This window comes from Paraburkholderia sp. EG287B (assembly GCF_040965595.1).
GTDB lineage: Bacteria > Pseudomonadota > Gammaproteobacteria > Burkholderiales > Burkholderiaceae > Paraburkholderia.
Genome location: NZ_JBFRCG010000001.1, coordinates 475,428 through 497,241, shown reverse-complemented (window position 1 = coordinate 497,241; position 21,814 = coordinate 475,428). Strand labels below are relative to the sequence as shown.

Annotated in this window: 21 protein-coding genes and 1 riboswitch; of the genes, 4 read left to right on the top strand and 17 right to left on the bottom strand. The window is 66.6% G+C overall.

Features of this window, described 5'->3' with window-relative positions; all coding sequences use genetic code 11:
- Positions 1-111: 111 nt before the first annotated feature.
- Complete coding sequence (locus tag AB4Y40_RS02210; RefSeq protein WP_368686259.1) at positions 112-1,401, bottom strand: DUF3443 domain-containing protein; 1,290 nt, start codon at positions 1,399-1,401, stop codon at positions 112-114.
- On the bottom strand, positions 1,398-1,874 hold the full coding sequence (locus tag AB4Y40_RS02205) for a DUF2844 domain-containing protein (RefSeq protein WP_368686258.1): 477 nt from the start codon (positions 1,872-1,874) through the stop codon (positions 1,398-1,400). The genes AB4Y40_RS02210 and AB4Y40_RS02205 overlap by 4 nt, the downstream gene beginning before the upstream one ends.
- Before the next feature lie 388 nt (positions 1,875-2,262).
- On the opposite strand from AB4Y40_RS02205, the gene bamC reads away from it, so the two are divergent.
- Positions 2,263-3,501, top strand: a complete 1,239-nt coding sequence (gene bamC / locus AB4Y40_RS02200) for an outer membrane protein assembly factor BamC (RefSeq protein ID WP_368686257.1) — start codon at positions 2,263-2,265, stop codon at positions 3,499-3,501.
- 100 nt (positions 3,502-3,601) lie between these two features.
- Here bamC and AB4Y40_RS02195 read toward each other — a convergent pair whose 3' ends face one another.
- The 5 genes from AB4Y40_RS02195 to AB4Y40_RS02175 all read right to left on the bottom strand — a co-directional run bounded on the left by AB4Y40_RS02195 (position 3,602) and on the right by AB4Y40_RS02175 (position 9,243).
- Complete coding sequence (locus tag AB4Y40_RS02195) at positions 3,602-5,200, bottom strand: L-lactate permease (RefSeq protein ID WP_368686256.1); 1,599 nt, start codon at positions 5,198-5,200, stop codon at positions 3,602-3,604.
- A gap of 229 nt (positions 5,201-5,429) precedes the next feature.
- Entirely contained in the window at positions 5,430-5,795 is a 366-nt protein-coding gene (locus tag AB4Y40_RS02190; protein ID WP_368686255.1) for a hypothetical protein, read from the bottom strand.
- 343 nt (positions 5,796-6,138) lie between these two features.
- Positions 6,139-6,360, bottom strand: a complete 222-nt coding sequence (locus AB4Y40_RS02185; RefSeq protein ID WP_042264685.1) for a glycine zipper 2TM domain-containing protein — start codon at positions 6,358-6,360, stop codon at positions 6,139-6,141.
- A 212-nt stretch (positions 6,361-6,572) separates the two neighbouring features.
- Positions 6,573-8,504: a phosphomethylpyrimidine synthase ThiC gene (gene thiC, locus AB4Y40_RS02180; protein ID WP_368686254.1), complete on the bottom strand. Its 1,932-nt coding sequence runs from the start codon at positions 8,502-8,504 to the stop codon at positions 6,573-6,575.
- A gap of 104 nt (positions 8,505-8,608) precedes the next feature.
- Positions 8,609-8,738, bottom strand: a riboswitch (TPP riboswitch).
- A gap of 97 nt (positions 8,739-8,835) precedes the next feature.
- The gene (locus tag AB4Y40_RS02175) at positions 8,836-9,243 is read right to left on the bottom strand and encodes a GreA/GreB family elongation factor (protein WP_368686253.1); all 408 of its coding nucleotides are present in this window, start codon (positions 9,241-9,243) and stop codon (positions 8,836-8,838) included.
- A gap of 785 nt (positions 9,244-10,028) precedes the next feature.
- Between AB4Y40_RS02175 and AB4Y40_RS02170 the strand changes: the two genes are divergently transcribed.
- Entirely contained in the window at positions 10,029-10,922 is an 894-nt protein-coding gene (locus tag AB4Y40_RS02170; protein ID WP_368686252.1) for an EamA family transporter, read from the top strand.
- A 163-nt stretch (positions 10,923-11,085) separates the two neighbouring features.
- On the opposite strand, the gene AB4Y40_RS02165 is transcribed toward AB4Y40_RS02170, so the two are convergent.
- A complete protein-coding gene (locus tag AB4Y40_RS02165; protein ID WP_368686251.1) occupies positions 11,086-11,223 on the bottom strand; it encodes an entericidin A/B family lipoprotein in 138 nt (45 codons plus the stop codon).
- A gap of 170 nt (positions 11,224-11,393) precedes the next feature.
- On the opposite strand from AB4Y40_RS02165, the gene AB4Y40_RS02160 reads away from it, so the two are divergent.
- Both AB4Y40_RS02160 and AB4Y40_RS02155 read left to right on the top strand, forming a co-directional pair.
- Positions 11,394-11,555 carry a DUF1328 family protein gene (locus AB4Y40_RS02160; RefSeq protein WP_028204224.1) on the top strand — a complete coding sequence of 54 codons (162 nt, stop codon included), beginning with the start codon at positions 11,394-11,396 and terminating at the stop codon, positions 11,553-11,555.
- A 56-nt stretch (positions 11,556-11,611) separates the two neighbouring features.
- Positions 11,612-12,151 (top strand): bacterioferritin, encoded by a 540-nt coding sequence (locus AB4Y40_RS02155; RefSeq protein WP_133181533.1) that lies wholly within the window; start codon positions 11,612-11,614, stop codon positions 12,149-12,151.
- A gap of 16 nt (positions 12,152-12,167) precedes the next feature.
- On the opposite strand, the gene AB4Y40_RS02150 is transcribed toward AB4Y40_RS02155, so the two are convergent.
- The 9 genes from AB4Y40_RS02150 to AB4Y40_RS02110 form a co-directional block, all read right to left on the bottom strand.
- Positions 12,168-13,382, bottom strand: coding sequence for an MFS transporter (locus tag AB4Y40_RS02150; protein ID WP_368686250.1), 1,215 nt, complete (start codon positions 13,380-13,382; stop codon positions 12,168-12,170).
- Between the two features lie 113 nt (positions 13,383-13,495).
- Positions 13,496-14,323, bottom strand: a complete 828-nt coding sequence (locus AB4Y40_RS02145; RefSeq protein ID WP_368686249.1) for a phosphodiesterase — start codon at positions 14,321-14,323, stop codon at positions 13,496-13,498.
- 21 nt (positions 14,324-14,344) lie between these two features.
- Positions 14,345-15,385 carry an ABC transporter ATP-binding protein gene (locus AB4Y40_RS02140; protein ID WP_368686248.1) on the bottom strand — a complete coding sequence of 347 codons (1,041 nt, stop codon included), beginning with the start codon at positions 15,383-15,385 and terminating at the stop codon, positions 14,345-14,347.
- Entirely contained in the window at positions 15,382-16,284 is a 903-nt protein-coding gene (locus AB4Y40_RS02135) for an ABC transporter permease (RefSeq protein ID WP_368686348.1), read from the bottom strand. Before AB4Y40_RS02135 ends, AB4Y40_RS02140 begins: the two co-directional genes overlap by 4 nt.
- A gap of 70 nt (positions 16,285-16,354) precedes the next feature.
- Positions 16,355-17,179, bottom strand: a complete 825-nt coding sequence (locus AB4Y40_RS02130; RefSeq protein WP_368686247.1) for an ABC transporter permease — start codon at positions 17,177-17,179, stop codon at positions 16,355-16,357.
- 20 nt (positions 17,180-17,199) lie between these two features.
- Entirely contained in the window at positions 17,200-18,204 is a 1,005-nt protein-coding gene (locus AB4Y40_RS02125) for an ABC transporter substrate-binding protein (RefSeq protein ID WP_368686347.1), read from the bottom strand.
- Between the two features lie 235 nt (positions 18,205-18,439).
- Positions 18,440-19,507: a LacI family DNA-binding transcriptional regulator gene (locus tag AB4Y40_RS02120; RefSeq protein ID WP_368686246.1), complete on the bottom strand. Its 1,068-nt coding sequence runs from the start codon at positions 19,505-19,507 to the stop codon at positions 18,440-18,442.
- Positions 19,508-20,519: 1,012 nt separating this feature from the next.
- The gene (locus AB4Y40_RS02115) at positions 20,520-20,792 is read right to left on the bottom strand and encodes a hypothetical protein (RefSeq protein WP_028204216.1); all 273 of its coding nucleotides are present in this window, start codon (positions 20,790-20,792) and stop codon (positions 20,520-20,522) included.
- A 470-nt stretch (positions 20,793-21,262) separates the two neighbouring features.
- Positions 21,263-21,511, bottom strand: coding sequence for a hypothetical protein (locus AB4Y40_RS02110; protein WP_042264780.1), 249 nt, complete (start codon positions 21,509-21,511; stop codon positions 21,263-21,265).
- Positions 21,512-21,814: the final 303 nt, after the last annotated feature.

Genomic DNA, 21,814 nt, shown 5'->3' with positions numbered 1-21,814 from the left:
CGTGGCGCGGCTGCGGCGGCACCCGTCGCTGGCGCAATCTGCGCTCATGAAGGCCTCCCAGGAGGCCTTCGTCGTTTGTGACTGATGAGACGTAGGCGGCCGCCGGCGCGCTCAGAACGCGAAGAAAGGTCCGCTGCCGGCTGGCGTGGCCTGCGAGGCGATCGCCGTGAACACGCGCCTCCCGAAGAAGAACGGCAGTCCCCAGCCGAACGCGCGACCGTTGTAGCCCGCGAGATTGCTGAAGGCCCAGTTGCCGGTGGCGAGCAGCGTCGTCGAGCTCGCGACCGCGAAGGTCACGGGAGCGCCCACGCCGTCGATGCCGGCTATCGTCGCGCTGAGGCTGACAGGCGAACTCGGGCAATACCAGAAGCCGCAGCGCGTCATCGTCGGGCTGTTGAAGTACAGCGCGTTCGAGCCCGTGTCGAGATAGCTCAGCGAGTAGACGGTGCCGTCCGATGTCGTCGTCTTCACATAGCCCGTGCCCGAGTTCGCGCGCAGCACGGTTGCACTGCCGAGCGCGTTGTTCGCCTGCGTGCCGATGCCGAAGATCATCGACCCGCGCAGCCCGGACGCGCCGCTGTCGGCCAGCGCCGGCAAGTCGATGATCACGCCGTTGTTGTCGGTGGCGAAGCCCGCCACCGGGTTGCTGACCTGTTGCGCAAGCGGTTGCGTGCTCGCCGTGCAGCCGCTCGCGGGGCACGCGTAGTACCACGGCGTGACTGCCGCCCTGACGCAGGACACGCCGCAATCGGCGCTGAACGGCCCTACGCCGAGGATGCCGTTCGAGCGCAGCGTGGCGGCGCTGTTCATCGCGAGGCCGCTGCCGGCGCAGCCGGCCGGCGCCGTGGCGGGCACGGCCGGGTCGGCGATCACCTGGATCGGCAGCGCGGCGGCGATTTCGCCCGCGAGCTTCACGTCGGCGCTGCGCACCGCGCCCCACGTGTAGCCCGTGCCGAACACGGCGCATTCGCCGGCGATGTCGGCCCCCGCGCCGGCTGGCACGGCGGGCAGCGCGAGGCCCGCCGGCAGCGCCGAACCGAGCAGGCGCAGGCCCTGCGAGCCGGTATCGACCTGGACGTGGTCGACGCTCGCGCAGTCCGCGGTGCCCGGCACGCAGACCGTGACGCTCGTCATCAGCATGTTGCGCGTCGAGGTGGGCGTCGGGCCGACCGTGACGGCCACGACATTGGGCGTGGTCGATTGCGGCACGGTGCCGCTCGTGCCGGTGGTCGGCGGCGCGCTTGCGACACCCGGGACGCTGGCGGGCGCCGTGGCGCCTGTGGTCGCGGACGCTGTTCCGGCATCGCCGCCACCGCAAGCCGTGAGCGCGGCGCAAAGCGGGAGGAGCGCGAGGAGGGCGTGGGGGGCGTGGGGGGCGAGGCGCCGAGGGCGGGCTTTCATTGGAGATCCCCGGCGCTCACGCCCGCGGGCAGCGCGGCGGGCAGCCATGCCCGTCCCGCGTAGGCGCGCATATGGCCGCCGGCCGTCTCGACCACGACCTGCGCGCCGTCCACGCGCGCGGCATGCAGGCCGTTGCGGCCTGTGGCGTGAAGCGCCGCGGCGGCGCTGCGCCAGTCGGCTGCGTAACGGCCCAGCAGCGCCTCCACGTTGGGCTGAGCCGGCCCCTGCCACGTGTACGCGAAGACCGTCCCGGTCGCGCTGCCCACATAGGCGTTGATGGTCGTGCCGTTGTCGTCGACGTAACTGACGACGCGGCCGGCGCCGCCACCGACGCTGCGCAGGGCGGCGCCGGCTGGCACGGCTGCGGTGTCGCCGAGCGCGGCGCGGGCCGGCACGGCGGTGAAGCCGAGGCAACTGAGCGCGCAGGCGAAGGCTGCGGCGCGGCCCGCCTGGGTGAGATTACAGGTTTTCATGACGCTCTCCGGTCCTGCTTTTTATGAATCTCTTTTTTGAGATTTCGAAATGAAATTAGCACCAGGGTCGTTCTTGCGAGCGTCCCGGAGTGGAAGGGCGGCATAGCGCAAAGCAACGTTTTGGCGTGGAGCGGAGTTAATGCATTGATCCAAAAGGAAATTGGCGGCTTTTCAGCAGGCTGGCTGCGCCGGATCGAATGTCGATGAATGTTACGGCGCGGGCGGTTTGGGGAGCCGAGCTCGCGTTTCGGCGCGCGTCGCCGCGGCGGATACCGGGCCTGGATCGCGTGCCACCCCGTGGTTTTTGCACAGCGGGCCGCCGGACCGGTAAAATGTTTGGTTGATCCACGGAAACTGGCCGTGGCGTAGCCGAAGGGATTACCCGAACATGAGTGATTTTCATCAACGTCTTGCCGCACGCGCACTCGCGCTTCTGATGGCGGGCGGGCTGGTCGCCGGCTGCAGCTCGCCGACGCCGGGCAAGATCGATTACCGTAGTGACGCCAAGGCGAAGCAGTCCTCGCTCGCTGTGCCGCCGAACATGCTCGACGAAGCGTCCGACCAGCGCTCGCTCGCGCCGCAGGGCGGCGAAACCTCGCTGTCTTCCCTCAAGCAGACCCAGGCCGCCGCGCCGCAGTCCGACGAAGCCCAGGTGGTTCCGCAGGTGCCGGGCATGCATATCCAGCGTGACGGCACGGAGAGCTGGCTCGTGATCGACAGCCGCACGCCCGACCAGGTCTGGGCGCAAGTGCGCCGCTTCTGGCAGGAACAGGGCTTCCTGCTCGTGGTCGACCAGCGCGACAAGGGCGTGATGGAAACGGACTGGAACGAAACCCATCCGAAGATCAGCGACGGCCTCATCCGCAACACGCTCTCGTGGGCCACGGGCAACTCGTACGTGACCGCCGAGCGTAACAAGTACCGCACGCGCCTCGAAACGTCGCCCACTGGCGGCACCTATGTGTTCATCAGCCAGAAGGGTCTGAGCGAACAGCTCTCGGGCACCAACAACGACACCAGCAAGTGGGTGCCGAAACCCAACGATCCCGCGCTCGAAGCCGAATACCTCAAGCGCCTCATGATGACGCTCGCGAACGCGAAGCCGGGTGTGCCCGACGCGCAGGTCGCGGCCGAAGCCGACGCCAAGGCCAACAGCAAGGGCACCGACGCGAAGTCGAAGGCTCCGGACGCCGCTGCGGCCGCCATGGCCGCGCAGAACGTCGCAGCCGTGGGCCAGCAATCGGGCAGCGGCTCGTCGAACGCGCAGGGCACGTCTGGCCAGTACGCCTCGTCGGAGCTCACGCTCGGCGAGCCGTACGACCGCGCGTGGGTGCGCGTGGGCATCGCGCTCGATCGCGCCAACTTCACGGTGGACGATCGCGACCGCACGAAGGGCATCTACTACGTGCGCTACGTCGATCCGAAGGACCACAGCTCGGACGAGCAGGGGTTCTGGAACCAGATCTTCCACGGCCGCAAGGAAAAGACCGCGAAGCAGTACAAGCTCAACGTGCGCGCCGTGACCGACAACCAGACGCGCGTCGCGATCGTGGACGACAGCGGCCAGATCGACTCGTCGCGCCCGGCGCAGGAGATCATGAGCCTCGTGGTCGACGAACTGCACTAAGCATTGCGCCTGAGCCAGCGTAGTCTGGCTCAAGACTGCAAAAGAAAAACCCGCCTGCGCTTGCCCGCGCAGGCGGGTTTTTCATGCCCGCGCGCCGTACTCAGTGCGGAATCATCCAGGTGAGCACGTTCTGCTGCAGCCACACGAGAATGCCGAGCAGCACCGTCAACAGGATCGAGTGCTTGAAGGTCTTCGCGAACACAATGCCTTCCTGCCCCTTGAGGTCCGTAGTGGCGACGCCCGTCGCGATGTTCTGCGGCGAGATCATCTTGCCCATGACGCCGCCCGACGAGTTGGTCGCCGCCATCAGGATCGGGTTGAGGTTGAGCTGTTTCGCGGCCACCACCTGCAGGTTGCCGAACAGCGCATTGCCCGAGGTGTCGCTGCCTGAGAGGAACACCGCGACCCAGCCGAGGAAGGCCGAAACGAGCGGGAAGAACGCGCCGACCGACGACACCGCGAGACCCAGCGTATACGTGAGCCCCGAGTAGTTCATCAGGAACGCGAGCCCGACGATCGTCGCGACCGTGAGGATGGCGATGCGCGTCTGCACCCAGGTATCGACGATCGCGACGCCGAAATCGGCGGGCTTCAGGCGCACGACGAATGCGGTGATGATCGCCGCGACGAGAATCGCCGTGCCGGTGGCGAGCGGCTGGAAGTCCCAGATCGCGCCATAGGGCGTGTTGTAGAGCGTGATGTAGACGGCCTTGTCGAGGCCCGGCCACGGCACTTTCACCTCGCCGATCGTGAAGACCTTCGCGACGGTCCAGATGATCACGACGGCCGCGACGATGATCCACGGATACCAGCCCTGAGCGCCCGGCACGGCGCCGCGCGCTTCCTTCGCGCGATCGACCTTGATGGCGAAGCGCGGATCGGACGCGGGCTTCCACACGCGCAGGAACAGGATGGTGAGGATCAGCGAGACGAGCGACGAGAGCACGTCGGTGAGGCTGTAGTTGATGAAGTTGGCGGTGACGAACTGCGTGAGGGCGAAGCTGCCGCCCGAGACGAGCAGCACCGGCCAGATGCGCAGCATGCCGCCCATGCCCGCGTAGATCGCGATGACATAGAACGGCAGCAGCAACGCGAAGAACGGCAACTGGCGGCCGACCATCTGGCCGAGCAGATCGGAGGGCAGGTGCGTGACTGCGCCGAGCACGGTGATCGGCACGCCGAGCGCGCCGAACGCTACCGGCGCCGTGTTGAAGATCAGCGTGAAGGTCAGCGCCTCGAGCGTCGGAAAGCCGAGCATGATGAGCAGCGAACTTGTGATAGCGATCGGCGTGCCGAAGCCGGAAATCCCTTCGAACAGGGCGCCGAACGAGAAGCCGACCACGACGAGCACGATGCGCCGGTCGTTGGGCAGATTGTCGAGCAGCCACATGCGAAAGGCCGCGAAGCGGCCTGAGCGCAGCGCGATGTTGTAGAGCAGGATCGCGGTGACGACGATCCACATCACCGGCCAGAGCGCGAACACCACGCCCGCGAGCACCGAGCTGATCGCGAGATTGACCGGAAACTGCCAGCCGCCGATCGCGACGATCAGACCGACTACGAGCCCCGCTAGCGAGGCTTGCCATGCGGGCCGCCGCGCCCAGCCGAGCAGGGCGAGCACGGTGAGAATCGGCAGCACGGCGATCAGAAACGAAAACAGCAGCGAATTGCCGATGGGGGTCAACAGCTGGTGGAACATCACGTCTCCTTTATGCTGGTTCGTTATCGGCGCAGCAGTGACAGCGTGCGCCGGGGCGCGTCGTCGGCTGTGGAGTTCAGTGCGCGGCCAGGTGGCCGAGTTAAGGCGGTGCTTCAATCCCCGCTAGCCCACTTGGAGGATAGATAACGACACGGGAGCGTCAAGGAGGGAAAGTACGGTCCGGCACTGTTTTGCGGCGCATTTGCCGGCGTGGCGCGCAGCGTGAGCGTCAGTGATGCCAGTGCCCACCGCCGCCGCCCCAGTAGCCGAAGCCGAACGAGACGGCGGGCGCGCCCCAGCCCCAGCCGTACGCGGGGTAAGGGTAGTACGCGGGATACGCGGCGGGATAAGCGGGATAGGCCGGCCACGCGGGCACGGCGATCGCCACGGGCGGCGAAGGATAGAGCGGCCCCGGATACTGTGAGTCGGGCATGGCGGCCGGAGCCGGGTTCGGCGCCGTTTGCGCGACTACGGTTTCCTGCTGGGTGGCCGCGACGGGCACGGTGCCGTAGTAGTAGGGCGGGTAGCCGTAGGGGGCGTAGTAGTAGCAGCCGGAAAGCGCGGGGAGCGCGCTCGCGGCGGCGATCACAAACACAGACGGACGTTACATGGCGGGCTCCGCGAGTGGCGAACGGCCGCGCAGGATGATCGCCATCAGGCCCGAGCCGTCTGATCGCTTGAGCTTACGCCGTACGAACGCGCTTTGTGTTGTGCATCGTTAACCGAATATTTCGCGTAGCACGGTGGCTGCGATGGCATCGACCCAAGCAAACGCGGCGCAGCCCGTGAGGGTCTGCGCCGCGCATCCTTCCCTGATGCACGCCTGGGATGGCGTGTTGCCTGCCGTGTCGTTTCTGTTGCGTGCCGTCGCTTCGATCGTGCGGCCAGTCGTGCAGCCGCATCGTCGCTTCGTACTGGCGCTAATGCCTGTTTGCCACTTACTTGCCAACCTGATTGCCGATCACGCCACCCACCGCTGCGCCGCCCACGGTGGAGAGCGCATTGCCGCCGATCGCCGCGCCGGCCACGCCGCCCACGCCCGCGCCAATCACCGTATCGCGGTCGCGTCTCGACATGTTGTCGCAAGCGCCAAGACTGCCCAGCACGGCGACGAGTGTCGTCACCGTGAGTAGCGTGCGTGCACGTTTGAGCGTATTCATTGTTCGACTCCCCACGCATGATGCGTTCGAGTGGGCGGTCCGACGTGCGCTGGCGCGCACGCCACACCTTCGATATCCCCATCCTAGCCACGCGACCCGTATCCGGGTGTGTGCGCTTGTCAGAGAGTTGTGGGAGTCGTTAGAAAATGTTTCGGCGGACGGCGAGCGCCCGCCGGGGCGTAGTGAGCCCTGAGTCGGCCCGAAGTCAGCGCTTACTGGCGCTGATAGATTTCGGCGCCTTGCTTGATGAACTCGACCGCCTTCACTTCCATACCCTTCTTGAGGGCCTCGTCGTCGCTCACGCCTTGCTTGGCCGCGAAGTCGCGCACGTCCTGGGTGATCTTCATCGAGCAGAAGTGCGGGCCGCACATCGAGCAGAAGTGCGCGACCTTGGCCGAGTCCTTCGGCAGCGTTTCGTCGTGGAACTCGCGCGCCTTGTCCGGGTCGAGGCCGAGGTTGAACTGGTCTTCCCAGCGGAACTCGAAGCGCGCCTTCGACAAAGCGTTGTCGCGCACCTGGGCGCCCGGATGACCCTTCGCGAGATCGGCCGCATGCGCCGCGAGCTTGTACGTGATGATGCCTTCCTTCACGTCGTCCTTGTTCGGCAGGCCCAGGTGTTCCTTCGGCGTGACATAGCAGAGCATGGCCGTGCCGAACCAGCCGATCATCGCGGCGCCGATGCCGGAGGTGATGTGGTCGTAGCCCGGCGCGATGTCGGTGGTGAGCGGCCCGAGTGTGTAGAAGGGCGCTTCCTTGCACCAGTCGAGCTGGAGATCCATGTTCTCCTTGATGAGCTGCATCGGCACGTGGCCCGGGCCCTCGATCATCACCTGCACGTCGTGCTTCCACGCGATCTGCGTGAGCTCGCCAAGCGTCTTCAGTTCGCCGAGCTGCGCTTCGTCATTGGCGTCGTAGATCGAGCCGGGACGCAGACCGTCGCCGAGCGAGAAGCTCACGTCGTAGGCCTTCATGATTTCGCAGATCTCTTCGAAATGCTCGTAAATGAAGGACTCCTTGTGATGCGCGAGGCACCACTTGGCCATGATCGAGCCGCCGCGCGAGACGATGCCCGTCATGCGGTTCGCGGTGAGCGGCACGTACTGCAGGCGCACGCCCGCGTGGATCGTGAAGTAGTCCACGCCCTGCTCGGCCTGCTCGATGAGCGTGTCGCGGAACATTTCCCACGTGAGATCTTCGGCCTTGCCGTTGACCTTTTCGAGCGCCTGGTAGATCGGCACCGTGCCGATCGGCACCGGCGAGTTGCGGATGATCCACTCGCGCGTTTCGTGAATGTGCTTGCCGGTCGAGAGGTCCATGACCGTGTCGCCGCCCCAGCGGATCGCCCACGTCATCTTGTCGACTTCTTCGCCGATCGACGAGGTGACCGCCGAATTGCCGATGTTCGCGTTGATCTTCACGAGGAAGTTGCGGCCGATGATCATCGGCTCGCTTTCCGGGTGGTTGATGTTCGCGGGAATGATCGCGCGGCCGCGCGCGATTTCGTCGCGCACGAACTCGGGCGTGATTTCCTTGAGCGCGTTCTCGCCGAAGGCGGCTGCGCCGAACGCCTGGCCCGGATGCTGGCGGCCCATCATCGCGGCGAGCTTCGCGCCGTTCGGGCCGCTGGCCTTGAGACTTTCCAGATACTCGGCGCGGCGCTGGTTCTCGCGAATCGCGATGTATTCCATCTCCGGCGTGATGATGCCCTGACGCGCGTAGTGCATCTGCGTGACGTTCTTGCCGGCCGTCGCGCGGCGCGGCGTGCGGTGCAGGCCGGGGAAGCGCAGCTCGGCCGTCGCGGGGTCGGCGGCGCGCTCGCGGCCGTACTCGGAGGAGAGGCCCGGCAGCGCTTCGGTGTCGCCGCGCTTTTCGATCCAGTTCTGACGCAGCGCGGGCAGGCCCGCGCGAATGTCGATCTTCGCTTCAGGGTCGGTGTACGGACCCGAGGTGTCGTAGACGTAGATCGGCGGATTCTTCTCGCCGCCGAAGCCCGTGGGCGTATCCGCCTGCGTGATCTCGCGCATCGGCACGCGGATATCGGGCTGCGACCCGGTCACGTAGATCTTGCGGGAATTGGGCAGCGGCGCGATCGCGGCTTCGTCGACGTGCGCGTTGGCGGAAATGAACTTGGGATTCGCGTTCATGCGTCTCTCTCTCCATGCAAAGCAAAGTGGGAACAGCGGCTTAGCAGGAGACGAGACGGAACGTGGACGGACTTCGCTGTGATGAGATGAGGCACTGAGCGATGTTGCGAAGTCCGGACGCTTCCCTGCGCTGGCATTATCCAGATCAGGTTCAAAGGGTATTTCTCACCCGCGCAATACGCTGCACGACTTTCGTTCGATGCGGCGCATGACGCAGGACCCCCGCGTAAGCAAGGCCAAACGATACACCGCGCTGCGACGATCTGGCAAGTGTCATCTCGCGTGCGATGTGCCAGGCACGGTGTGGCGCGGTGTTTCGTGCCGGCGGAACTTACAGCGTGAAATCCTGCGAGGCTTCCGGCTGAAACAGGATGCGTTCGATCTTCAGCGTTTCGACCGCGCCGCCCGGCGTCGTGAAGCGCACGGCGTTGCCGCGCTTCGCGCCGAGGAGCGCGAGACCCGCGGGCGAGAACACGTTCAGGCGCCCGGCGTCGACGTTCGCCTCATGCGGATAGACGACGGTGTACGTGAGGGAGGCGCCGTTGCGCTCATCGACGAGCGTGACCTGCGAGTTCATCGTCACGACGTTGGCGGCCATGTCGCGCGCCTCCACGATCACGGCGTGTTCGAGCAGCTCGTCGAGCATGGCCTGGCGCGCGGGGGCGGCGCCGGGTTCGGCGGCGCATCTTTCGAGACGGGCAACATCGAGTTCGGTGAAGTAACGGATTTTCTTCGACATGGCAGTTTTCCTTGCGATCCAGAAAAGATTCGAGGTAACGGCGAGGGCCGGCGGGCGAAATCGCGCAATCGGGCGCGGGCCGCAGCGGGGCATAACGGGGCGTAACGGATCGGCCCGGAGCCCGACCGAACGGCTCCGATGGATTGGGGGAGACGGGTTCAGTGCGGGCGCCGGGCGGCGCAGAGCGGGGCGGAAAGGGGCGGCAGGGTGCGCGCTCGGGTGTCGAGAGGCCACGGCGCCGTTCGCTCGCGCCTTGCGCGTGCACGCGCTGGCGCGCCGCGCAAACGGCGCGGCGGCAAGGCGAATACGGGACGCGAAACGAGCGAAAGCATGGCGAGCGACGTGTACGAAACCTGATTAATGAAAGTTAAACGAAAGGTTGCGTCATGCTAGCACGATCCAACCGGCGTGGCGTGACCCGGTCGGCGAACGTCGATATGGTGCGCGATCGGCCGTGCTGCCTTGCGCCGCTGCCACTGTGACGCGCACGCAACGAATCGCCGCGCATAAAGCATCCTGAAAGCATCCGCAACGCCCGGCGTTGTTGCATAATGCGCTTCGCCCGTCCCGGGTGTCCTTCGTACTCCGTCTTTTTTCGCGTTCTTGCGCATCTGCACCATGCCGTCGAGCTTCACCCGTCCCGCCACCTTGCTGCCGGGGCGCCCGCGGTCCTGCCTTTCACCTGCCGCGGTGAAATGACGATGCCTCCCCGTTTGCCTTTCCACGTGAACACTCGAACTTTATTCGCCGGGGCCCGGCAGGTTGCAGCCGCGCTATGGCGTTTCGTGCGCGCCGTACGGCTGCCGCAATCGCGCACCGGACGCGTCGCGCTCTCGCTCGCCGTCGTCTACTTCGTCTGGGGCTCGACGTATCTCGGCGTGAAGGTCGCACTCGATTCGTTCCCGCCGCTCCTGCTCTCCGGCTTGCGTAATCTGCTCGCCGGGATCGGCCTGTTCGTCTTCGCCATGCGCAGGCGGCCCGTCATGCCTACGCTGCTCGAAGTGCGCAACGCGGGCGTGGTGGGCACGCTGCTCGTGGGCCTGTCGAGCGGCATGCTCGCCTACGGCATGCGTACGGTGGGCACCGGCAAGGCGGCCGTGATGGTCGCCACGGTGCCGCTGTTCGCGACTGTGATCTCGGCGGTCACCGGGCGGCGCGTGGCGAAGGCCGAATGGGCGGCGGTCGCGCTCGGCCTCGTCGGCATTGCCGTCCTTAGCCACGGCGGGGCCGCGTCCGGCTCGGCGGGCGGCAGCCTCGCGATTCTGTGCGGCGCGCTCTTCTGGGCAATCGGTGCGCATCTGGCGGGCAAGCTCACGTTGCCGACCGATCTCTTCCTCGCGACGGCGCTGCAGATCGGCCTCGGCGGCGCCATTTCGACGGCGGTCGCGTGGATCAGCGGCGAACGCATGGGCGAGCTGCATTTCCTGCCGCTCCTCGCGTTCCTCTACCTGCTTTTCATCGGCACGATGGCGGCCTATGTCGCGTATGGCTACCTGATCCGCCATACCAGCCCGCTCGTCGCGAGCAGCTGCATGTACGTGAATCCCGTCGTGGCCGTCGCGCTCGGCGCGCTGCTGCTCGGCGAGCCGGTCACGAGTGCAACCGTCGTCGCGACCGTGCTGATTCTCGGCAGCGTGGGTTTGTCGTTCCTGTTCGACGACCGCCGCCGCACGTCCTGAGTTCATCCTGACTTCGCGACGCGTTTCGCATCATCGCGCTGCGTTGCGCGCGCGGCCGCTGCGCACGTGAGGCAAGCAGCGGCCGCGACTTCATCGTTCACCGGTGACCGGCAGCCTTTCGGGCGTTAGCCGTCATCCCGGCGCCTTTACCGTCTGCCAGACACTATTTCGCCTTTTCCGCGGAGTTCGTGAGGGCGTGGCCGCCTGCGGAAACGTCCTCGCCGGCACCCGCCATCGTGTTGCAGGCCGAGAGCGCTGCCACAGAAGCGGTAACGAGAAAGAGGGCAATCAGGCGTTTCATGAGGAAGTCCTCCACGGTGTCAAAGGAGACGACTCACCAGCATGTCGCGTGCCCGGTCATTTGTGCCGCCATGCGTCGGCGTGGACGCATGCGTCGGGTCCGCTGCTTGCGCTAGCGCCGATGCAGGCGCGACATAGCGCAGCGCATCCGCCCACAAGGAGGACTACGCCATGCTTCACTACGCCATCGTGTTTTTCATCATTGCGATCATCGCCGCCGTGTTCGGCTTCACGGGCATCGCTGCGGGCGCGGCCGAAATCGCCAAGATTCTGTTCTACATCTTCCTCGTGGTCTTCGTGGTCACGCTGCTGCTAGGCGTGATGCACCGATGACGCGCGCAATGCAAAGCCCATCCCACTCATGCATGCCATGTTCGAAGGAGAGTCAGATGTCGAAGACACACGCTTCGTTTGAGTTCGATCTCAAGCGCGTGCGCGATGAGGCGCGCCGCAATCTCGATCAGGGTCCGGTCACGCCGGATTACCCCGCGAATCGCCAGACCGTGCTCAAGCTGCTCAACGATTCGCTCGCCACGGAGCTCGTGTGCGTGCTGCGCTACAAGCGGCACCATTTCATGGCGAAGGGCATCGAGTCCGAGTCGGTGGCCGCCGAGTTTCTCCAGCACGCGACCGAGGAGCAGCAGCACGCCGACATGCTCGCGGCCCGCATCGTGCAGCTCGGCGGCGAGCCCGACTTCTCGCCGGCAACGCTGGTCGAGCGCTCGCACTCGGAATACAAGGAAGGATCCGACCTGAAGGACATGATCCGCGAGAATCTGGTTGCGGAGCGCATCGCCATCGAGAGCTATCGCGCGATCATCAACTATCTCGGCCACGACGACACCACCACGCGGCGCATCTTCGAGCAGATCCTCGCGACGGAGGAAGAGCATGCCGACGATATGACGGACTTGCTGTTCCGCAAATAGCGCTTGCCGCTAGCGCTCAGGAAGAGGTCTGCGCGCCCGCGCCCATGCGCGGGCGCGTCGCATGGTGAATCCAGCCGGCGAGCGCCGTGAATGCGATGCCCGCCACGCACACGCCAATCCAGCCGAATGCGTGCCACGCGGTTACGCCCACGGCGGAACCGGTCGCGCCGCCGATGAAGTAGCAGACCATGAACACTGTGTTCACGCGGCTGCGCGCCTCGGGGCGCAGCGCGTAGATGCGCGATTGATTCGAGATCTGCGCGGCCTGCACGCCCACGTCGAGCACGATCACGCCGATCACGAGGCCGATCAGGCTCGTGCCGGAGAACGCGAAGATCACGAACGCGAGCGCCATCAGCACGATCGACATCGTGATGACCGCGCGCGGCCCGCGCTTGTCGGCGGAGCGGCCCGCCATCGGCGCGGCCAGCGCGCCCGCCGCGCCGACGATGCCGAACAGGCCCGCCGCCTGCGGCCCGAGATGGAACGGCTCGCCCGCGAGCAGCAGCGTGAGCACGGGCCAGAAGAGGCTGAACGCGGCGAAGAGGCAAGCGCCCGTCGCCGATGCTTCACGCAGTCCCGGCAATTCCAGCACGAGATGCCACATCGAGCCGAGCAGCTTGCCGTAGCCGAGCGTCGAGGTCGGCTGGCTCTTCGGCAGCTTCTTCACGATCACGAGCGCGAGCACGAGCAGCGCGACGATCGACGCGCCGAATACCGCGCGCCAGCCGAAGTACTGACCGACGAAACCGGCCGCCGTGCGCGCGAGCAGGATGCCGAGCAAGAGGCCGCTCATGACCGTGCCCACCGCGTGGCCGCGCGCCTCGGGCGGCGCGAGTTCCGCGGAAAACGGCACGGCCTGCTGCGCGATGGTGGAGAGGATGCCGATCGCGAGGCTCGCGCCGACCAGCACGGCAAGCGAGGGCGCCGTGGCCGCGACGAGCAGCGCCACGCACAGGCCGGCGGTTTGCAGCAGGATGATGCGGCGGCGGTCGTAGCGGTCGCCGAGCGGCGCAAGCAGCAGCATGCCCGCTGCGTAGCCGAGCTGGGTGCCGGCCGGTACGGCGCCGATCCACGCGGCGCCGGCCGGGAAGCTCTGGCGGAAATCGTCGAGCAGCGGCTGGTTGAAGTAGATGTTCGCGACCGTGACGCCCGCGATGGTCGCGAGCAGGAGCAGCAGGCCGCGCAGCGACTGGCCTGCGCCAGCGTTTGCGGAATCAGGTGTGGACATGTGCGAATGCGGGCGGCGCCCGGTGATACGAAAGGCAGGCTTCGAGCGTGCCGATCATACCGGAGCGCGCACAATCGCGCTGGCGGCCCGGGAGCGCGCCGCCAGTCGCGCTTTCAGGCAATCAGCTCGCCCGAGGGCTCGTAGAACGGATACGGTCCGTCGAATGTCTCCACGTATTCATGATGGGTTACGATCCCGCCCTGCGGATCGTAGCGATGCAGCGCGAAGGCGGGCGGCTCCAGCGTGAAGGTGGAGGGCGCATCGGGCGCGAGGTCGAGCGTGACCTGGTGGGCCGGCGCGGGCACCGCCGCAGCGATCGTGCCGCCGAAGCGCACGAACATGGGCCGGTGCACGTGACCGCACAGCACGCGCTCGACGTTGGGATGCTGCGCCACGAGCGCTTCGAGTGCCCGGGCGGCACTGTCGTCGAGCCGAATCGCATCCATATGGCCGATGCCGCAGTCGAACGGCGGGTGATGGAGTGCGACGATCACGGGCTTGCCGCGCGCCGCGTCGAGCTGCTGCGCGAGCCACGCGAGGCGCGCCGCGCAGAGTGTGCCCGCGCTTTGCCCCGGCTGCATCGAGTCGAGCGCGATCACGCGCAGCGCTCCGAGGTCCACGGCGTACTGGACGAACTCGCCGCCTTCGCGCAGTTCGGGCCGGTCGGCGAATACTTCGCGCAGCGGCTCGCGCGCGTCGTGGTTGCCGATCAGGAGCCAGTACGGAATCTCGAGCGTGTCGAGCAGCGTTTTGAGGTGCCGGTATTCCTCGACCGAGCCCTGGTCGACGAGGTCGCCGGTCATGAGCACGGCGTCGGGGCGTGGCGTGAGCGCGTTCAACCGCGCGATGGTACGCGCGAGGCTAGCGGCCGTATCGACGCGGCGATAGGCGAGCGCGCCCGGTGGCTTGATGTGCAGGTCGCTGATCTGGGCGAGCAGCATGGTAGTCCTCGTTAGTAAAAGTTACGCGAGCGCGATGAGCGCTTCGGGGGCGATCGAAATGCCGACCGGCGTGCCGCGCGCCAGCTCGACGCGGCCCGCCACGTCGACGAGCAGGGCATCGGGTGCCGCGCCGCCGATCGTGAGACGCGTGCGCTCGCCGAGAAAAGTCGCCTGCTCGATCACGCCGCGCAGTTGCGCGCCGACAGGGTCGGCGAGCGTGGCGTCTTCGGGCCGGAAATACAGCTCGGCGGCGCCGCTGGTCTGGGACGCGCTGGCCGGCACGGCGCCGCCGCTCGTGCGCAGCATGCCACCTTGCCATTCTCCGGCGATCCGGTTGAGCGTGCCGACGAACTGCGCGACCGCACGGCTCGCCGGCTGGAAGTAGATCTCGCGCGGCGTGCCGATCTGCTCGATGCGGCCCGCGCTCATCACGACGATGCGGTCGCCCAGCTCCATCGCCTCGGCCTGATCGTGCGTGACGTAGACCGTCGTCACGCCCAGCTCACGCAACAGCAGGTTCATCTCGCTGCGCAAGGTGTCGCGCAGGCGCGCATCGAGCGCGGTGAGCGGCTCGTCCAGCAGCAATACACGCGGGCGCGGCGCGAGTGCGCGTGCGAGCGCCACGCGCTGGCGCTGGCCGCCCGAAAGCTGGTTGATCGGCTTGGCCGCGTGCGCTTCGAGACGCATCATCGCGAGCAGCTCGTCGACGCGTGCGCGCACGTCGGCGGCGGGAACGCGCTGGATCTTCAGGCCATAGCCGATGTTGCCGCGCACGTCGAGGTTCGGAAAGAGCGCGTAGTTCTGGAACACCATGCCGACCTTGCGCCGCTCGATGGGCTGCGCGGTCACGTCTTCGTCGCCAAAGGCCACGCGGCCGCCGGCGTCGGGCGTTTCCAGACCCGCGATCATGCGCAGCGTGGTGGTCTTGCCGCAGCCCGAAGGGCCGAGCAGCACGAGCGTCTCGCCTGCGCCGATCGCGAGATCGAGCGGCTCGAGCACGCGCGTGCCGCGAAACGTCTTCGCGCAGCGCGTGAGTGTGATCGGGATCGGTTCGAGTTTCATTCGGAATCCTTGTTGTTATTTTGCCGGCCTGCGAGGCGCTGCTTGCCAGAGGGCTTTCCCGAGGAGCCGGGCACGTCCACGCCGAGCCATTGCATTGCCACGAGCAGCGGCATCGTCATGACGAAGAAGAGGATCGTGTAGGCGCTGCCCACTTCGATGCGCAGCGACGCGTAAGTGTCCGCGAGGCCGACTGGCAGCGTTTTGGTGTCGGGCGTGTGCAACATCCACGTGAGGTTGAATTCGCCGATCGAAAGCGTGAGCACCGCGAGCGCGCCCGCCACGATGCCGGGCCGCGCGTTGGGCAGCACGATGGTCGTGAAGCGCTGCCAGAAGCTCGCGCCGAGGCTCGCCGCGCCTTCCTCGAGCGTGCGCAGGTCTGCCGACGCGCACACGGCCGCCACGGGCCGCACCATGAACGGCAGTGTGAACACCACGTGGCCGACCACGATGAACGCCGCGCTCATGCGAAACGCGCTGAAGCCGCCGTACACCACGAGCAGGGCGAGCGCCGAAGCAAGGCCGGGCAGGGCCACGGGCAGCACGAGCAATTCCTCGATCAGGCGCGACAGGCGCGTGCGGCTGCGCGCGAGCGCATAGCCCGCGGGCACGCCGGTCACGAGCGTGATGACGAGCGTGGCGGCCGCCACTTCGAGCGAGAGAAAGACACTCGCGTGATACTGCGTCCAGACCTGGTCGAGCCAGCGCAGCGTGAGGCCGCTCGCCACGCCGCGAAAATAGTTGACGGTCAGGCCCGCGAGGATCGACATCACCACGGGCACGATGAGAAACGCGCAGGTGGCGAGCGTGACGAGCCATTGCGCGCACGTAATCCAGGCGCGCGCCGAGGGGAGCGCCAGGCGCCGCCGCGCGGCGGGCGGCTGGCCGGGCGCTTCGTGCATGTCTTGCGCAGCCGTTGCGGCGGGATTGACGACCGAATTCATTCTGGAGTCCTCGAAAACCACCGCGTGCTCATGCCGTGGCCGCGACGGCCGCGCCCGTCACACTGCGCGCGAGCGTGAGCACCGCCCACGTGACGAGTCCGAGCACGATCGAGAGGCCGGCCGCCGTGACCATGTTCGCGTTGAGCGTGAACTCGGTATAGATCGTCATCGGCAGGACGTCGATGTCGGTGGCGAGCGTGAAGGCCGTGCCGAACGCGCCCATCGCGGTCGCGAAGCAGATTGCTCCAGCGGCGACGAGGCCGGGCGCGAGCGCGGGCAGGATCACGTCGCAGAGCACGCGCCACGACGACGCGCCAAGCGATCGCGCAGCTTCTTCGAGCGAGCCGTCGAGCTGGCTTGCGCAGGCCATCACGGTCACGATCACGCGCGGGATCGAAAAGTACAGATAGCCCGCGAAGAGTCCCGCCATCGAGTACGCGAACACCCAGCGTTCGCCGGTGAGCCGCAGCGAAAGCGCGCCGATGAGCCCCTGGCGGCCGGCGAGCATGATCACCATGAAGCCGACCACTACGCCGGGAAACGCCAGCGGAAACGTGAGCAGCGCGACGAGTGCGCGGCGCCCCGCAAACGTGCGCCGTGCGAGCAGAAGGCCGCAGATCGTCGAGATCACGAGCGTTGCCGCGGTCACGGCGGCCGAGAGCGCGATAGTCGCGCCAAGGCTCCTCATGTAGCGGCCATTCGTCAGCAGTGCGCGATAAGTTTCGATGAAGTGCCCGTCGGCGCTCACCTGCACGAGTGCGATCATCGGCAGCAGCCAGAAGGCGAGGAACACCGCGAGCGCGGGCGCGATGAGCGCCACACGCCAGCGCAGCGGAAAAGTGAGGTCATGCATGGAAGTGATCGGCCGGGGTATCAGTGCATGATCTGCAGATAGTGCTCGCCGAACGCCTGCTGCTGCGCCGCCATCTTCGCGAAGTCCACGGGTTTTGCGCGTGCATAATCGCTCGCGGGCAGGAACTTCGAAGCCGCTTCCGGCGAGAGCGCGCTTGCGCGCACCGGGCGCAGGTAGGCATTGGCCCAGAGCTTCTGGCCTTCGTCGGACAGCACGAAGTCGAGCACCTTCTTGCCGTTCGCTTCGTGCGGGCCGTTCTTCACGAGGCTCATCACGTAGGGCACCGAAATCGTGCCTTCCTTCGGGATCACGAACTCGACGTTCGCGTGGTCCTTGTACCTGGCGCGGTAGGCGTCGAAGTCGTAGTCGAGCAGGATCGGAATCTCGCCCGAAAGCACGCGCGCGTAGGCGGTTTGCTTCGGCACGATCGGCTGGTTGGCCTTGAGCTTGCCGAACCATTCGAAAGCGGGCTGGAAGTTGTCGAGCGTGCCGCCCAACGCGAGATTCACGGCTACCGCGCCCGCATAACCCACGAAGGCGCTCGACGGATCGAGGTAGCCGACCATGCCCTTGTACTCGGGCTTGAGGAGATCGGCCCACGAACGCGGCACCGGCTTGCCTTCGAGCGCGTCCTTGTTGACGAAGAAGCCGAGCGTGCCCGAATGGATGGCGAACCAGTAGCCTTGCGGGTCCTTGAGGTCGGCGGGAATGTCGTTCCAGTGCGCCGGCTTGTACGGCGTGATCACGCCCTTGTCCTTCGCCTGGAACGCGGAAGACACACCGAGGTAGACGACGTCGGCGACCGGGCTCTTCTGCTCGGCCATTAGTTGTGCGATGGATTGGCCGGAGTTTTTGTTGTCGAACGGCACGCGAATGCCTGTCTCTTTCTGGATCGCCTGGATCTGGCTCGCCCAGTCGGCCCATTCGGGCGGACAGTTGTAGCAGATGGCGGTCTGATCGGCCTGCGCCGTCAGCGGCGCGGCAAATCCGGCTACGAGGGCGGCGGCGCTCGCGGTGAGCGGCAGCGCGCGGGAGAAGCGGGAGAAGCGGGCGAAGCGGGTCAGGCGCCGCACGGGTGCGGCTAGCGTGCGCAGGACGGCGCGCACGGGCGCAAGCGAAAGCGGGCCGGCAAAGGCGAATCGGCTGGTCACGGCAGGTCTCCAGGTCGGTTGCGAGAGCGTTCTGGTGGATGGGGGCCGCGTGCGTGCACGGCCCGGATTGTCTGGTTGGTTTGGTTTGTTCTTCAGACGCGCGACGGACTCACGAGCGCGCGCCGCCGAGTTCGAGGTCGCGGTCGATCGGGCTCCCACGTGCGCCGAGCGGCGCGTGCGCGATCGCTGCGATGGTGCCGCCCGTGCGCAAGGTGTGCGCCAGCGTATTGGCGAGCGGCCCCGCGTACTGGCCGCCGATGCGCGCCATCAGGCATTGCCACGCTTCGCAGCCGATGTCGCGATTCGGCGTGCCGATGCTCGCGAGCGGCGGCGCGAGCAGTTCGCTCATCGCGAGGCCGTCGAAGCCGAGAATCGACATGTCCTGCGGCACGCGCAGGCGGGCGCGGCGCAGTCCGCGCATCACGACCATGGCCAGCAGGTCGTTACTGCAGAAGAGGGCCGTGGGGCGCGCGGGCCCGCTCGTCAGATGCGCGAGCACCGAAGGCGCGAGCTCTTGCGCGTTGAAATCGACTTCGAGGGCCGGCGCCGGCGTGAGGCCGGCTTGCTGCATCGCGAGGGCATAGCCGGCATGGCGCTGGCGCGCGCGGTCGGAGGCGGCCAGCGTGCCGGCCAGCATGAGGATGCGGCGATGACCGTGCGCGATGAGCATGCGCACGCCGTCGCAGGCGGCCTGATGGTTGTCCACCGACACCGAAGGGCGGCGCTTCGTGTCGTTGTGCATCAGCACGTAGAGTGGGCCGTCCGCGTCGAGTTCGTCGAGCAGCGGGTGGGTGTCGGCGTCGGCGACGGTCAGGATCAGACCCTCGACACGTTGCGCGCGCAACGTCTCGATCGCATGACGCTCGCGTTCCGCGTCGTACTGCGTGGTCATCAGCATGAGGCGAAAGCCCTGCGCCGCTGCCAGTTCGTCGATGCCCTGCAGGCACTCCGCGAACACCGGATTGGCGAGGGTGGGCAGCACCACGCCGATCAGGCGCGTGCGCTCGCCGCGCAACTGGCGGCCGAGCGGGTTCGGGCGGAACTTCAGCGCGTCGATCGCTTCGCGCACTCGCGCGAGCGTGATGGGGTTGACGGTGTGAGGCGCGTTGATTGCGCGCGACACGGTGGCAATCGAGAATCCGGCGTGTGCGGCGACATCCTTGATGGTTGGCGTCATGCGAGCGGCCCCGGCGTCGTATGTAAACGTTTTCGATGGGGCCGATTATGAAAAACGCGTATGACCGGCAGATGACGACTGCCTTCCCCCGTCGCGCCTTTGGGACGCGCGCCGGGCAATGGTAGAATCGCGTCCGCCCTGCCGGGGTGATGAAATTGGTAAACATAGCGGACTTAAGAAACGATTGAGTGCCCGACCGGAAACGGCCGGTGCAGAACCCCTCAAATTCGGCGAACCCCCTGGGCCTGGAAGCGCGTTGCGCGCGAGGCGCCGAGGCAACGCCGAGCCAAGCCGGCTGCTGCGCAAAGCGGCGATCAGGAAGGTGTAGAGACTAGACGGGGGGCGCCTAAGGCCAGGCGCGGCGTGAGATACGCTGCGCTGGGCGACGGCGAAGGCATAGTCCAGCGCACGAACGCGCGTCCAGGCGGGACGCGAGGCGTCGAAAGACGTGGTGTGACGAAAATCCGCCGCCTAACGGCTTGCCGGTTCGAGTCCGGTCCCCGGCACCAGATGTTGTTCCAGTGAATTGCACTGGATTCCGAGAACCCGCGATGGCTTGACGCTTCGCGGGTTTTTTATTGGCATGGCTAAATCCGTGCGGGGGCGCACGAAGAGATCTGGCTACGGCGAAGGGAAAAACAGGAGAGGGCGGGAAAAACCCGCAGCAGCCGCGCAGAATGGCGGCGCGAGGATCGGCCGGGCGCTGCGCCGCAACAAGGCGCTTGCGCACTCAACGATTACCGATCTTCCCCGTCAGCGGATTGATCAGCCTTGCGAATCCGAACAATGCCGCGATGCCAAACGGGCAAGCGATGAAGAATGCGGTCAACATGTGACTCGGCCCTAAACGTAACAAAATGTATCGTCAGTTTAGCGCTGTCATGCGTTTTGAGTATCAGGGTGAACGACAACAAACTATTGCGCTATCGCGAGCAATTTCGTCTGCAACAGCGCGCTAACGGGCTGCAACGCCCGTTTGGCGCGGATGAGCGAGAAGACAGTGCGGCCCCCATCAGATGCAGTCGAAGATGACTTCTACTGTCTGGGACGTCACGCCGCGCAGGCCTTCGCTGTGGATCTCGACCGTGTGCAACTGCTTCTTCTGTTTCTCGCAGTAGTCTTCGGCTTCGCTGAGCCCGGCTGCGCGCACGTGGTTCCACGAAACCAGATCCCAGCGCGCGCGGCTCGTGACGGTGAGATGGCCATCCTGTCTCGAATTGACGGCCGTCACCGATGTGCACGCCGCCAGCATGCTGACTCCAAACAACAGGATGCAACCTTTCATAGATTCTCCGTGGTCCGCGAGCATTCTCGCCGCCAACCCGGGACATTGGCAACCCGCGTCGGTGCGCCTTGGCGCTGGCGTCGTCGCGCGGGAGCGATCGAGCCGCACCAGCGCGGGTATCGATTTCGGGGAGTGTGGCGGCGAACTTCGCCCACCTGGCGGCCACGGGCGAGCCGGTTTCCGGCAGGCAGCGCGTGAATTTACTGGTACAGGCGCCCCGGGGCGACGCCCGAGTGTGACGCGCGGCGAGGCGTTCACTTCTGGCGGGTAATCGGGGCGGCCGCGGCCAGGGTGGTCCGCGGCGGCGGGCGTGTAGCCCGGTTCAGCCGGATGATGTACGGCGTTGCGGGTTCGTCACGAGCGCGCATCGGCGGTGGCGCCGCAAGCGACCCTGGGAGTACCACGCGCCGCGCCGTTGAACGGCGCCCGAACCGCGAAACGCGCCAGGGCGGTCGCGGCGCGCAGGGCGCTCAGTCGTGGGCGATCAGGTCGCCGACTTGACCCTGGCCCGAAACGAGACAGGAAGAGAGGAAGTTTTCGCTCTGGGCGCTCGCGCCGCGTTCGCCGAAACCGCGCACGAGTGCTTCGGCCTTGACGAGTGCGGAGCCCTGGGCACAGGTAAGCGAGCCAGCCTCGTGAGCCTGCACACGTGTCATGGCACGATTCGCGAGGAGGAGGGCGAGGACGATGACAACACCAACATTGAATGCCTGTCTCATGATTTCGTCTCCTTGTGCATTGAGACTATCTCAGCCGTTCGGCGTCCGAATCCAGGAGTTTCCCGGCGATGCACTGCAGCACATGTGGCGCGCAAAAACCCGCTTTCATGCGGTCTGCGTAATGCTTCGGCATCCTTCGCTTGCACCGCGCGCACCGCTGCGCCTTGAGCAGCGCGGCACGGTAAAAAAGCGCCGGTACGCAGGGCGGGGCGCTGCGTTGCAACAATGCCGCGCCGCGTCAGATTCGACGTCTGCTAACAAATGTAGCCCCGTTGTGCGGCGAGCCCGACGTGGCACATCGAC